Source organism: Ferrovibrio sp., assembly GCF_002796975.1.
GTDB lineage: Bacteria > Pseudomonadota > Alphaproteobacteria > Ferrovibrionales > Ferrovibrionaceae > Ferrovibrio.
In genome coordinates, this window is sequence record NZ_PEKV01000005.1 from 278,474 (window position 1) to 291,999 (window position 13,526).

The 13,526-nt window shown below is 64.9% G+C and carries 12 protein-coding genes; 8 read left to right on the forward strand and 4 right to left on the reverse strand.

The features are described 5' to 3' along the window. From CTR53_RS06300 to CTR53_RS06320, 5 genes are all read left to right on the forward strand, one after another. On the forward strand, nt 1-2,445 hold a 2,445-nt coding region (locus tag CTR53_RS06300; RefSeq protein WP_290810110.1), incomplete at its 5' end, for a 2-oxoglutarate dehydrogenase E1 component. A 42-nt stretch (nt 2,446-2,487) separates the two neighbouring features. After that, complete coding sequence (gene odhB, locus CTR53_RS06305; RefSeq protein ID WP_290810113.1) at nt 2,488-3,711, forward strand: 2-oxoglutarate dehydrogenase complex dihydrolipoyllysine-residue succinyltransferase; 1,224 nt, start codon at nt 2,488-2,490, stop codon at nt 3,709-3,711. Nucleotides 3,712-3,725: 14 nt separating this feature from the next. Next, a complete protein-coding gene (locus tag CTR53_RS06310) occupies nt 3,726-4,040 on the forward strand; it encodes an antibiotic biosynthesis monooxygenase (RefSeq protein ID WP_290810115.1) in 315 nt (104 codons plus the stop codon). Between the two features lie 18 nt (nt 4,041-4,058). Continuing rightward, on the forward strand, nt 4,059-5,465 hold the full coding sequence (gene lpdA / locus CTR53_RS06315) for a dihydrolipoyl dehydrogenase (RefSeq protein ID WP_290810117.1): 1,407 nt from the start codon (nt 4,059-4,061) through the stop codon (nt 5,463-5,465). A 145-nt stretch (nt 5,466-5,610) separates the two neighbouring features. Continuing rightward, nucleotides 5,611-6,507, forward strand: a complete 897-nt coding sequence (locus CTR53_RS06320) for a DMT family transporter (protein ID WP_290810119.1) — start codon at nt 5,611-5,613, stop codon at nt 6,505-6,507. Nucleotides 6,508-6,513: 6 nt separating this feature from the next. On the opposite strand, the gene CTR53_RS06325 is transcribed toward CTR53_RS06320, so the two are convergent. Continuing rightward, nucleotides 6,514-7,914 carry an alpha/beta fold hydrolase gene (locus tag CTR53_RS06325; RefSeq protein ID WP_290810121.1) on the reverse strand — a complete coding sequence of 467 codons (1,401 nt, stop codon included), beginning with the start codon at nt 7,912-7,914 and terminating at the stop codon, nt 6,514-6,516. A gap of 140 nt (nt 7,915-8,054) precedes the next feature. Here CTR53_RS06325 and CTR53_RS06330 point away from each other — a divergent pair, with 140 nt between their 5' ends. The 3 genes from CTR53_RS06330 to CTR53_RS06340 are packed head-to-tail and all read left to right on the forward strand — an operon-like array spanning nt 8,055 to nt 10,898. Further along, a complete protein-coding gene (locus CTR53_RS06330) occupies nt 8,055-9,272 on the forward strand; it encodes an MFS transporter (RefSeq protein ID WP_290810123.1) in 1,218 nt (405 codons plus the stop codon). Between the two features lie 34 nt (nt 9,273-9,306). Then, nucleotides 9,307-9,585 (forward strand): hypothetical protein, encoded by a 279-nt coding sequence (locus CTR53_RS06335; protein WP_290810125.1) that lies wholly within the window; start codon nt 9,307-9,309, stop codon nt 9,583-9,585. Between the two features lie 35 nt (nt 9,586-9,620). Continuing rightward, the gene (locus tag CTR53_RS06340) at nt 9,621-10,898 is read left to right on the forward strand and encodes a M20 family metallopeptidase (protein ID WP_290810127.1); all 1,278 of its coding nucleotides are present in this window, start codon (nt 9,621-9,623) and stop codon (nt 10,896-10,898) included. A 6-nt stretch (nt 10,899-10,904) separates the two neighbouring features. Here the strand turns inward: CTR53_RS06340 and CTR53_RS06345 are convergent, their stop codons facing one another. The 3 genes from CTR53_RS06345 to CTR53_RS06355 form a co-directional block, all read right to left on the reverse strand. After that, complete coding sequence (locus CTR53_RS06345; protein ID WP_290810129.1) at nt 10,905-11,657, reverse strand: DUF2063 domain-containing protein; 753 nt, start codon at nt 11,655-11,657, stop codon at nt 10,905-10,907. Then, nucleotides 11,641-12,597, reverse strand: a complete 957-nt coding sequence (locus CTR53_RS06350) for a DUF692 domain-containing protein (protein WP_290810131.1) — start codon at nt 12,595-12,597, stop codon at nt 11,641-11,643. Before CTR53_RS06350 ends, CTR53_RS06345 begins: the two co-directional genes overlap by 17 nt. Nucleotides 12,598-12,724: 127 nt before the next feature. Further along, nucleotides 12,725-13,522 (reverse strand): DUF3750 domain-containing protein, encoded by a 798-nt coding sequence (locus tag CTR53_RS06355; protein ID WP_290810133.1) that lies wholly within the window; start codon nt 13,520-13,522, stop codon nt 12,725-12,727. Nucleotides 13,523-13,526: the final 4 nt, after the last annotated feature.

The following is a 13,526-nucleotide window of genomic DNA, read 5'->3' on the forward strand; positions in this document are numbered from 1 at the left end:
TTCACCGAAGCCGACATGGACCGGCCGATCTTCATCGACAACATGCTGGGTCTGGAGAACGCGACGCTGCGCGAGATCCTGCAGATCCTGCGCCGCACCTACTGCTCGACCATCGGCGTCGAGTTCATGCACATCTACCACCCGGAGCAGAAGGGCTGGATCCAGTCGCGCATCGAAGGCCGCGACAAGGAAGTCCAGTTCACGCCCGAGGGCAAGAAGGCGATCCTGAACAAGCTGGTGGAAGGCGAGATCTTCGAGCGCTTCTGCCACATGAAGTTCACCGGCACCAAGCGGTTCGGCCTTGAAGGCGGTGAAGCGCTGATCCCGGCGATGGAAGCGATCATCAAGCGTGGCGGCCAGCTCGGCGTGAAGGACATCGAGCTGGGCATGCCGCATCGCGGCCGCCTCAACCTGCTGGCCAACGTGATGGCCAAGCCGTATCGCGCCATCTTCTCCGAATTCAAGGGCATGGCCTATCACCCGGACGATTTCCAGGGTTCGGGCGACGTGAAGTACCATCTCGGCGTGTCGTCGGATCGCGAATTCGACGGCAACAAGGTGCATCTGTCGATGGCTGCCAATCCGTCGCATCTCGAGATCGTCAATCCGGTTTGCCTCGGCAAGGCGCGCGCCAAGCAGACCCAGTGGGGCGATACCGAGCGTGGCTCGGTGCTCACCGTGCTGCTGCACGGCGATGCGGCCTTTGCCGGCCAGGGCGTGGTGGCGGAATGCTTCGCGCTGTCGGAACTGCGCGGCTACCGTACCGGCGGCACCATCCACATCATCGTGAACAACCAGATCGGTTTCACCACCAATCCGTCCTATTCGCGCTCCTCGCCCTATCCGTCGGATGGCGCCAAGGTCGTCCAGGCGCCGATCTTCCACGTCAACGGCGACGATCCAGAAGCCGTGACGCATGTCGCCAAGATCGCCATCGAGTTCCGCCAGCAGTTCAAGAAGGACGTGGTGATCGATCTGTTCTGCTATCGCCGCCACGGCCATAACGAGACCGACGATCCGTCCTTCACGCAGCCGATCATGTATCGCAACATCGCGACCCATGCGACCACGCGCCAGATTTACGCCAAGCGCCTGGTCGAGGAAGGCACGCTGAGCGAGGCCGATGCCGAGGCGATGGTGACCGAATTCCAGAACAGGCTGGAAGGCGAGCTGGAGGCCTCGAAGTCGTTCAAGCCGAACAAGGCCGACTGGCTGGAAGGCAAGTGGGCCGGTCTGGAAGAAGCATCTGGCGACGAGCGCCGCGGCACCACCGGTGTCGAACTCGAGACGCTGAAGAAAGTCGGCCTGGCGATCACCACGGTGCCCGACGGCTTCAACATCCACAAGACGCTGGCGCGCAATACCGGCAACCGCCGCGCGGCCATCGAGGCCGGCGAGGGTATCGACTGGGCGACGGCGGAAGCGCTGGCGTTTGGCTCGCTGCAGCTGGAAGGCAAGGGCGTGCGCCTGTCGGGCCAGGATTGCGGTCGCGGCACCTTCAGCCAGCGCCACAGTGTCTGGCATGACCAGCAGTCGGAAGAGCGCTATGTGCCGCTCAACCATATTGCCGAAGACGCTGCCAATTACGAAGTGATCGACAGCCTGCTCTCGGAAGAAGCAGTGCTCGGCTATGAGTACGGCTACAGCCTGGCCGAGCCGAACACACTCGTCATGTGGGAAGGCCAGTTCGGCGACTTCGCCAACGGCGCCCAGGTGGTGTTCGACCAGTTCATCTCCTCAGGCGAAGCCAAGTGGATGCGCATGTCGGGCCTCACCGTGCTGCTGCCGCATGGCTATGAAGGCCAGGGCCCCGAGCACAGCTCGGCACGCCTGGAGCGCTATCTGCAGCTTTGCGCCGAAGACAACATGCAGGTGGCGAACTGCTCCACGCCGGCGAACTACTTCCACATCCTGCGCCGGCAGATCCATCGCAAGTTCCGCAAGCCGCTGATCCTGATGACGCCGAAGTCGCTGCTGCGTCACAAGCTGGCGGTGTCGAAGCTGACCGAGATGGCTGCGGGCACCACCTTCCATCGCGTGCTGTGGGACGATGCGCCGCATGACGATGCCAAGATCAAGCGCGTGATCCTCTGCTCGGGCAAGGTCTATTACGACCTGTTCGAGGAGCGCCAGAAGCGCGAACTGAAGGACACCGTGATCCTGCGCGTCGAGCAGCTCTATCCGTTCCCGCATAAGGCGCTGCTGGCCGAACTCGGTCGCTACAAGAATGCCAAGACGGTGGTCTGGTGCCAGGAAGAGCCGAAGAATATGGGCGCCTTCACGTTCGTCGAGCCGCATATCGAAGCGGTGATGACCGAGCTGGGCCTGAAGATGAAGCGGCCGCTCTATGCCGGTCGCATGGCGGCGGCGTCGCCCGCCACCGGCCTGATGAGCAAGCATAACCAGCAGCAGGCCAAGCTGGTGGATGAGGCCCTGACGGCCTGAGCTGTCAGTGCCTGAAGGTTTTTAAGGATAAGGAAAGTTATCATGGCAGTCGAAATTCGCGTCCCGCAACTGGCGGAATCGATCTCCGAAGCCACCGTCGGCAAGTGGTCGGTGAAGGCCGGCGACGCGGTCGCCCGCGACCAGCTGCTGGTCGAGCTGGAGACCGACAAGGTGACCGTCGAGGTCAACGCGCCGGAAGCCGGTACGCTGGCCGAAGTGCTGGCCGCCGAGGGCGCCACCGTGCAGGTCGGCGACCTGCTGGGGACGCTCACTGCCGGCGCCGGCGCTGCGAAGCCCGCTGCCACCAAGCCGGCTGCTGCGCCTGCCGCCGCACCTGCGCCGGCTCCGGCTGCCAAGCCTGCTGCTGCCGCGGCTCCCGCTGCCGGTCAGGCGCTGCCGGCCGCCGCCAAGATGGCGGCTGAGAAGAATGTGAATCTCACCGGCGTTGCCGGTTCGGGCAAGGATGGTCGCGTCACCAAGGGCGACGTTGCCGATCTGCTCGCCAGCGGTGGCGGTGCGGCGCCTGCGGCACGTCCGTCGGTGCCGGCCGGGCCCCGTTCGAATGCGGATCGCGAAGAGCGTCAGCGCATGTCCAAGCTGCGCCAGGTGATCGCCCGCCGCCTCAAGGAAGCCCAGAACACGGCAGCCCTGCTCACCACCTTCAACGAGGTCGACATGACCGCGCTGATGGCCGCGCGCAAGCAGTATGTCGACCAGTTTGAGAAGAAGCATGGCGTGCGCCTGGGCTTCATGTCCTTCTTCGTGAAGGCCTGCGTGCAGGCGCTGCGCGAATTCCCGGCGGTGAATGCCGAGATTGAGGGCGATGAGATCGTCTTCAAGAACTACTTCAACATCGGCTGCGCCGTCTCGACTCCGACCGGCCTGGTCGTGCCGGTGATCCGCGACGCCGATCATCTGTCCTTTGCCGGCATCGAGAAGACCATCTCCGACCTCGGCAAGCGCGCCCGCGACGGCAAGCTCGGTATCGACGAGCTGCAGGGCGGCAGCTTCAGCATCACCAACGGCGGCGTGTTCGGCTCGCTGATGTCGACCCCGATCATCAATCCCCCGCAGTCGGCCATTCTGGGCATGCACAAGATCCAGGACCGGCCGATGGCCATCAACGGCCAGGTGGTGATCCGCCCGATGATGTATATCGCGCTGACTTACGATCACCGCATCGTCGACGGCCGCGAGGCGGTCAGTTTCCTCGTGCGCGTCAAGGAATGCCTCGAGGATCCGCAGCGCCTGCTGTTCGAGATGTAAGGAATAGGCAGGCGATGATCGTCCGCGTCTGGAGTACAGGCTATGCGCCCGGCCGGATCGCGGATTTCATCGCCTTCGCCGACCAGCGCCTGCAGCCATTCTTCCGCGACCAGGATGGTTGCCTCGCCTGCTTCTTCACCCATGACGAACAGGAATGGCGCACCATCACCTTCTGGCGCGATGCGGCAGCCGTGAATGCAGTGAAGGATTCGCCCGTCTATCGCACCATCCTGGCCGATCTGGTCGCCAGCGACCTGCTGCTCGGCGACCAGCGGGTCAAGAAGCTGAATTACGCCGGCGGCGGCCTCTACGGCCCGCTGCCATCCTGAAGTTCCGGAGGATCATCCATGAGTGAACAGGCTTTCGACGTCATCATCATCGGCGCCGGCCCCGGCGGCTACACCATGGCGATCCGCTGCGCCCAGCTCGGCATGAACGTGGCCGTGGTCGAGAAGGATGCCGGCCTCGGCGGCACCTGCACCAATGTCGGCTGCATCCCGTCCAAGGCTTTGCTGCATTCCTCCGAGCTGTATCACAATGCTGCGCACGGCTTTGCCCAGCATGGCATCAAGATCGGCGGCAAGATCGATATCGACCTGCCCGCGATGATGGCGCAGAAGCAGAGCGTGGTGACCTCGTCGAACAAGGGCATCGAATTCCTGTTCAAGAAAAACAAGATCGCCTGGCTCAAGGGCGAAGGCAGCCTGGCCGGCGGCGGCAAGGTCGCCGTGAAGGGCGAGGGCGCCGGCACCTATGCGGCGAAACACATCGTCATCGCCACCGGTTCGGAAGTCGCGCCGCTGAAAGGCATCGAGATCGACGAGAAACAGGTGGTGTCGTCCACCGGCGCGCTGAAGCTGCCCGCTGTACCGAAGAGCATGGTGGTGATCGGCGGCGGCGTGATCGGGCTGGAACTCGGCTCGGTCTGGATGCGTCTGGGCGCCGAAGTGACCGTGGTGGAATTCCTCGACCGCATCCTGCCGACCAATGACGGCGAAGTGTCGAAGACGATGCAGCGCATCCTTGCCAAGCAGGGCATGAAGTTCAAGCTCGGCACCAAGGTGACCGCCGCCAAGGCCGACAAGAAGGGCGTGACGCTCACCATGGAAGCTGCTGCGGGCGGCAACAAGGAAGAGGTCAACGCCGATGTCGTGCTGGTCTCGATCGGCCGCCGGCCGTATACTGCCGGCCTCGGCCTCGAAGCTGCCGGCGTGCAGCTCGACGAGCGCGGCCGGGTGAAGACCGACGGTCATTTCCAGACCACCGCCAAGGGCGTTTATGCCATTGGTGACGCGATTGCGGGCGCCATGCTGGCGCACAAGGCCGAGGAAGAGGGCGTGGTGCTGGCCGAGCTGCTCGCCGGCCAGAAGCCGCATATCAACTACGACGCCATTCCGGGCGTGGTCTACACCTGGCCGGAAGTGGCCGCGGTGGGCAAGACTGAGGAAGAACTCAAGGCCGCTGGTATCGCCTACAAGACCGGCAAATTCCCGTTCACGGCCAATGCCCGTGCGCGCGCCATGACGATGACCGACGGCTTCGTGAAGATCCTCGAAGACGAGAAGACCAAGAAGATCGTCGGCGCGCATATCATCGGCGCCGATGCCGGCCACCTGATTCAGGAACTGGTGATGGCGCTGGAATTCGGCGCCTCGGCGGAAGACATTTACCGCACCGTCCATGCCCATCCGGGCCTGACTGAAGCGGTGAAGGAAGCCGCGCTGGGCGTGGATGGCCAGATCATCAATATGTGATCCGGCAGGATCGGCTTTGCGAGAGGGCGGCTTTCCAGCCGCCCTTTTCTGTTTTAATTGTCATCCTCGGGCTTGACCCGGGGGTCCCATTAAAATGGGATGCGCGGATCAAGTCCGCGCATGACAAAGTAAGATAAAGGCCTCCGTGAGCTTTCCCCACCTCGACTCCAAAGCCGTCGCCGCCCTCTGGGTGCTCGGCGCGGCCTTTGCCTTTTCGCTGCTCTATGCTTCGGGCAAGCTGACCGGCGGTCTGGTGCCGGCGATCCAGATCATCTTCATCCGCTATGCCAGCGGTTTCGTCACTGTCAGCGGATTGGCTTTGGCACAGCGCAAACCACTGCGCGTATTGCTGGCCGGCGGGCGGCGGCATCTGCATCTGCTGCGCGCCTGTTGCGGCGTTGGCGGTGGCGTCTGTTCGATCTGGGGCGCCACCTATATGCCGCTGGCCGATGCCTCGGCGCTGGCGCTGCTTCAGGGCGTGTTCACCATGGGCCTGGCCGTTGTGCTGCTGCGCGAACGTGTCGTGCTGCTGCAGAGCGTGGCGGCGGCGCTCTGCGTGCTCGGCGCACTGGTGATCGTGCGTGGCAATACCGGGGTCGCCGTCGATCCCGAGGCGCTCAGCAACCACTGGGCGCCGCTCGCCATGCTGGCCGGTGCCTTCCTCACCGCCTGTGAAGTCATCCTGATCAAGGTGCTTTCGAAACACGAAAGCATGCTGTCGCTGCTGCTGCATGTGAACGGCTTCGCGGCGTTGATGCTGGGCTGCGCGATGCTGGTCCTCTGGGTGCCGGTCGAGCCGGTCACGCTCGCCTTGCTCTGCCTGATCGGGCCTTTGGCTATCTTCGGTCAGATGTGCAACGTGAAAGCTTACCGCATCGCCGACGCGGCCTGGCTGGCGCCCTTCACCTATGCTTCGGTGGCTTTTGCCGCGCTGATCGGCTGGATCGTCTTCGGTACACTGCCCGGCCTCACGGCCTGGCTCGGCACGGCGCTGATCGTCGCGGGCGGCCTGCTGCTGATCCGCAGCAAGCCGCCAGCCTGATCAAACTCAGTAATGCAATTCGGCGATGACCGCGCGGTCGTCGCTGGCATCCCAGCTCTGTACCGCGATGGTCTCGTCGTTGCAGCGGCAGACCACTGTGCGCTGTGCCGTGCCGCGCGGCAGGGTCAGCGTCGAGGTTGAAACCGTCGGCACGCCGGCCGGAATGCCCGGTGCCGGCTGGCCGTCGAAGGTGACGGTGTCGCGGCCGGCGCCGAAATAGCCGCGCGGGCGGCTGATGGTGACGATCGAACCGGCCTGGCGGTCGCGGTCCGCCACCGTGGCGGTGCGCAGATGGATATGCGCCGACGACCTTGGGAAAGGCGAGCGGTAGATATGCGTCGTGGTCTGGCTCGGCACCGTCAGCACGAATTCATAGGTCGCCGTCGGACCCGACGTATTGAACGGGCCCCAGTAGCCATCGGCGCCGGTCACCTTGCGATGTGCCGGCTGGGCATGCAAGCGCGCGCCCGTCTGTGGGTTGGTTTCCCAGATTTCCACGGTGGCGCCTTCGACCGGCAGGTTGGTCGGCACGCCGCGCGCCATACCGTTGACCTTGCCGTTCAGCACCGGGCGGGTTTCGGGCAGGATCTGCGTGGTGGCCGGCGGTCGGCCGATGATGAATTCCCAGGTCGCCGCAAAGGCCTTTTCATGGAAGGCGACCTCGCGGTGATCCAGGCCGGGCAGCACGAGATTCTTTGCACCCGCCAAAGCCGGGCCTTCGGCGGTGACGCCGGTGGCAACGCCTCGCATGCCGAGCGCAGCACCATCCGGTTGCGCGAACTTGTCAAACGCATCGCTGCGGAGCGTCAGCCAGTTCACACCGGGTACGATTTCCGAACCGCTGTTCAGCCCGCGCAGGAAAGGACCGGCGCCGTTGAACTCGCTGCCGACCAGCTTGTCGTTCGAGACGATCACGCCATGATTGGGCGTGCCACAGAGCACGGCATGGCTGACAAAGGCCGGACCCGGACCATGCTTGAGATAGTTGCGGATCGCATTGCCGCCGCGCGATGAACCGACCAGCGCAACCCGGCCGGCACCGCTCTGCTTCAACGCCGACTGCACGGCTTCGGACAGCTGCTCCATCTGGTCCTGCGTCGACGAACGCCCGGCCTGGTAGTCTGCGTCGACGTTGCGCGCCAGCGGATAGGGGAAGTCGATGGCGAACAGGCGCTTGTCAGGGAAGCCGGCGCTCTCCCAGCGCCAGATCGTGGTGTGCCACAGCGCGGCGGTGTCGCCATTGCCATGCACGAAGACGACCGGCGGATAGGCGTCGAACTGCGGCACTGGCGTGGCGGTGTCGCGCGATTGCGGCGCACAGGCCAGCAGCGGCGTGAGGCCGATGGCGGCGGTGCCGGCCATGAAGTGGCGGCGTGTGAGGCTGGCGGAATGGATTTTGACGGGCATGACGGATCCTGGTTCTTGAGGGCCAGTTTTCTGGACGACTCGGCAGGTTATCGCCTGTAAATGTGACGATACTCTGGCAGTCAGCGCAAGTTGCGTGAATACTGCCTCATCGCTTTGTCATTGCCAAAGATTTTTCCCCTATGTCGTCCCGTAACCTGATTTTCCTGTTGGCCGCCCTCGAAGTGCTGGCCATCCTGCCGATTGCCAGCTTTCCGGCCCTGATGCCGGATTTCATCGCGCTCTGGAACCTGACCAATACCGAGGCCGGCTGGATCGCGGGCATCTACTATCTCGGCTACATGCTGGTGGTCACCCACGCGGTGATGCTGACCGACCGTTTCGACGCCCGGCTGGTGTTTGCCGCCGGCGCTGTGCTCACCGGGATCAGCACGGTCGGCTTCGGGCTGCTGGCCGACGGCTTCTGGTCCGGCCTGTTGCTGCGCGCCATCGGCGGTGTGGGACAGGCGGCCGTCTACATGCCCGGCCTGCGGGCGCTGACCGACCGGCTGCAGGGCGGCGAACAGAGTCGCGCCGTCACCTTCTACACCGCCAGCTACTCGATTGCCGTCGCCGCCAGCTTCAGCGTCACCGGCCTGCTGGGCGAATGGTATGGCTGGCGCTGGAGCTTCGCCGTCGTCGGCCTGCTCAGCCTCGCTGCCGGGCTGCTGGCCTGGCAAATCCTGAAGCCTTACCAGCCGTCCTCGGCAGGCAAGTCGGCCGGCGGCTTCGCCCTGCGGCCGGTGCTGCGCAACCGCGATGCCATGGGCTATATCATCGGCTATGCGGCGCATGGCTTCGAACTCACCGCCATGCGTGCCTGGGTCACGGCCTTCCTGGTCTTCGTACTGGCGCGCGAACCGGCGGTGGCCAGCCTGCTGCCCAGCGCCACGGTGTTGGCCGCCATCGTCACGCTGATCGGCCTGCCGGCCAGCCTGCTCGGCAACGAACTGGCGCTGCGCTTCGGCCGCCGCCGCGTGGTGATTACCATCATGACCATCTCGGCGGTGATGGGCCTGGGTTTCGGCTTCACGGCCTGGTTGCCGGTCTGGGCGGTGCTGCTGTTCTGCGCGATTTATTTCGTGTTCGTCTGCGGCGATTCCGGCTCGCTCACCTCCGGCATGATGGCTGCCGCCGAACCCGAACACCGCGCCTCGACCATGGCGCTGCATTCTTCGCTCGGCTTCGGCATCTCGGTGTTGGGACCGCTGTTTGTCGGCTTCGCCCTGGATGCGGCGCAATATCTGGCGGGCGGGCAGACGGTGGTGACCTGGGGTATCGGCCTGGCCGTGATGGGCCTGGGCGCCCTGATTGGTCCGCTGGCATTGGTCCGTACCGGCAAAGCTCTACAGTCTCGTTGACCCCTGTGGCCCGACAGGGTCTATAATTCTCCGCATGTGCGACCGCTGCGAATTGCCGCCGGATGTGGACCTGATCGCGATGCCCGAGGACGAGGCCGCCGCGATCCGTCGCCGCTACCAGCGCCAGCAGCGCATCCTGTCCCTGCTGGCGCTGGTCGAAACCCCCGATGCCCTGCCGCCGGCGGATGCCATGCGTATCGGCCAGGAAATCCTCGTCCTGCTCGGCGAGATCGAAGCCGATCCGAACGCACCGCGCTGCGGCCTGCCGCGCCTGCGCGCCGGCAGCGTGCCGCAATTCCAGTCCTACGCCTGATCCTCACGGCCTGAATCTCACGGAAAGACAAAATCATGCACGCACCCCGGCACCGTACGCTTTCGCCTGAACAGGCCACGATCTTCAAGAAGATCGACGCGCTGATGCCGGAGCTGGAGCAGATCTATCTCGATTTGCACAGGAATCCCGAACTCTCGATGCAGGAAGTGCGCACCGCCGGGATTGCTGCGGCCTGGATGAAAAAATACGGCTTCGAGGTGCATGAGCGGGTCGGCAAGACCGGCGTGGTGGCGCTGCTGAAAAACGGCGACGGCCCGGTGATCCTGCTGCGCGCCGACATGGACGGTCTGCCGGTCAAGGAAAAGACCGGCCTCGATTATGCCAGCCAGCAGACCGGCACGGACCGTTTCGGCCAGGCCGTCTCGATCATGCATGCCTGCGGCCATGATTTCCATGTCACCTGGCTGATGGCTGTCGGCCGCCTGTTGTCGGAGAACCGCAACAGCTGGAAGGGCACTGTGATGGCAGTGTTCCAGCCGGCGGAAGAAACCAGCCAGGGCGCACGCGCCATGCTCGCAGACGGCATGGTCAAGCGCTTCCCCAAACCGAGCGTCTGTCTCGGCCAGCATGTCATCCCGATGCCGGCCGGCACCATCGGCTACAAGTCGGGCGTCGCCATGTCAGCCGCCGACAGCTGGGAAGTGAAGCTGTTCGGCCGTGGCGCGCATGGCTCCAAGCCGCAGAACAGCATCGATCCCGTGGTGATGGCGGCCTCCACCGTGATGCGGTTGCAGACGGTCGTGTCGCGCGAAGTGGCGATGGCCGATAGCGCGGTTGTCACTGTGGGAACGCTGCAGAGCGGTTTCAATGAGAATGTCATTCCCGATGAAGCGCTGTTGCGCCTCAATATCCGCACCTTCAAGGAAAATGTGCGTCAGCGCGTGCTGGCCTCGGTCAAGCGCATCATCGATGCCGAGGCGCAGGCCTCGGGTGCCCCCAAGCCGCCGGAATATTCGGTGATCAGCCAGTTCCCGCTCACCGTCAACGATGAGTCCGCCACCCAGCGCACCGTGGAAGGCATCTCGGCCTTCTTCGGCGCCGACCGCGTAGTGACGGTGGAGCCGGCCTCGGGCAGCGAAGACTTCGGCCTGTTCGGCACGGCGTGGAATGTGCCGTCGGTGTTCTGGGTGATCGGCGGCACCGATCCGGAACTCTTCGCCCGCGTGCAGAATGGCGAAGATCCGAGCGTGATGCCGGTGAACCACTCGCCCTTCTATGCGCCGATGCTGCATCCGACCTTGCGCACCGGCGTGGAGGCGATGCTGGCGGCGGCTTATGCCTGGCTGGACTAGATTCGATTAAGACCGGGGTCGCGAGAATATCCCGCCATCCAGCATCCAGCTGAAGCTGGCGGGGAAATCGAAATCCTCATGCACGCTGGCGGCCTGCAGGGCAGCTTCCAGCGGGACGCCGTTGGCCAATTCCGCCAGCAGGCGGTCTTCGCCGTGATTGAGCTTGTGCCAGCAAACTTTAATTCCGCGGCGCCAGACCAGCAGGCGCTCGCCACCGCCGGCCAGCTGGATACGCTCCACGGCCGGTGATTCGGGCTGATGCACCTGCCAGATTTCGCTGATTGGAAACGGCGTCGAGAGCCGCTGCGCCGATGGATGCAGCGTGAGCGTCAGTGTCTCAACAGCATCCGGCAGGTCTTCCGGTCGCAGCAGATCGACATCCTCGGCATGTTCCGCAACGTTCAGCGCCCATTCGAAGGCGGCAATATCGGGCAGATACTGATGGCCGCCGAGATCTGGCAGGGCGGCGAGAAACGTCGGGAAACCGTCGCCGTACTGCCACAGGATCGGCGAGCGCGGCGGATCGAAAATGAGAAAGGCCCGTGCCGTCTGCGCGAAGAAAGCCTCGCCGACCAGGCCGCGTGTCACCGGAAAGGTATTGGCCAGCACTTCCAGCAAACTGGCGCGGAAGCGATCGGCATAGATCTGCAAACGCCCTTCTGCAGGTATCGCGTCGCCGATCACCTTCTCGGCAATGCCATAGAGCGAGCCGGTCAGCGCATCGGCGAATTCGCGCTGGCGTTCAAGCAGCGCGCTCATCGCCGTCCGTCTCGTTGGGTAATGGGCTTGGCCTGAGCGCGGCAGCGCGCTGGCGTTCGGCATGCAGGGCTTCGGCCACTAAATGAGCGAGCGGCGGCAGGTTGGCGTCCCATTCCAGCGAGGTGGACGCATGCGGGAAGCGCTGCACGGCGGAGGCATAGAGCCGCCAGACCGGTTCGGCCACCAGCGCGCCATGGTCGTCGATCAGCATCGGCTTGCCGTCGGTCTCGCTTTCGCTGTGGCCGGCGATGCGGATCTGGTGCACGGCCGGGCCGGGCAGACTGTCGAGATAGGCTTCCGCCACCGCCGGCGCCGCCTCGCGGCCGACATGGTTGACGCTGGAGACATAGAGGTTGTTGACATCGCAGAGGATGCCGCAGCCGCTCTGTTCGCTCAGGCGGCTGAGGAATTCTGCCTCGGCGATCTGGCTTTCGCGGAAGCGCAGGTAGCTGGCCGGATTGGCCATCAGGATCGGACGGTTCAGCCGCGCTTGCACGAGATCGACATTGCGGCGGCAGCTTTCGAGCGTCTGCAGGGTGTAGGGCAACGGCAGCAGGTCGTTGTAGTAGCGGCCCTCGACGCCGACCCAGGCGAGATGTTCTGAGACCAGCGCTGGCTGCAGCCAGTCGACCAGCCTGGCCAGGCGGTCGAGATGATCGGGGTCAGGCAGTTCCTCGCCGCCCAGTCCCAGCCCGGTGCATTGGATCGCGACCGGCCAGAGCGCGCGGGCCTGTTCCAGGTAATGCCGGTTCGCGCCGCCGCCCATATAGGTCTCGGCATGGATTTCGAGCCAGCCCAGCGGCGGACGGCTGTCGAGCAGGTCTTCATGATGCGGCGGGCGCAGGCCGATGCCGACGCGCTCCGGCGCCGGCACTGTGGCCGGGCTGGGGAAGGCGGCCCCATGGAGGAGGGGCGCGGCAATGGGTTTCTGCTCCGTCATGGCGACCGGATGCACGCTCGTCGGGTTGCTGCGTTAACGCGCGGGCCTGCCAGCTCGCGCCTGTCCGGGCAGTGTAGCATTGCCTGTGGAAAAATACCCGCCGCGATCCACCGGCGGAAATCCGCAACTACTGGTTACTGATAGGGGATTTTGTCTCGGCGACCGCAAAATTACCCGCCGGCAGCCCAACCCGGCCGATGCCGGGCAGCTTGAGCGCCGGTCGCAGCAGGTCGACGCCGATGGTCAGGCCCAGCAGGTTCAGTTCCAGTCCCTCGCGGGCGGCGGCCGTCACCCCGGCGAGGCCGAAGAGGTTGACCTGGTAGCCGGTGCCGCTGGGGGCGGGCGCAAAGACGGTGGTGGCGCCGAGCCAGTCCTTGCCCACGGCGGTGGGCGGCAGTTCGAGCCCCAGTTCGGGCACTTCGCGGGCCAGCCAGGCGACGAAACTGTTCGAGTTCGGCCCCGGCCACATGACGTAGCCCTCGCGACCGGGATAGCGTTCGGCGGCCGAGATCAGCAGCGGGATGGCGGCAGCGGCTGTTGGCCCGCGCAGGTCATGCAGCAGTTCCGGCGCATTGCCGGCCCAGTAGCCGTCGGGCGTGCGGTTGCTGATCCGCACCGGGGCGCCGCCCCAGCCGACCACTTCATAGCGCGTATAAGACGGCGCGCCGGCCGGTTTGACCACCACCCAGGTATGGACCGCGAAAGCACCGCGCCAGCCCCAGACGCGGGCGGCATAGACCTGGATCACCGCGTCTTTCACGGTGACCGGATCGGGCGCGAGGCCGGCGCTGTCCCAGCGCGAGGTCGACCAGTGCTTGCGCTCGGCCGTGGCGATTGAGGCGCCGCTGGCCATCAGCGGCAACGCGATCAGCGCTGCCAGCGCGAGGAGGAGATTACGGATCAGGGATTTCGGTCGGGTCGTCATGGTG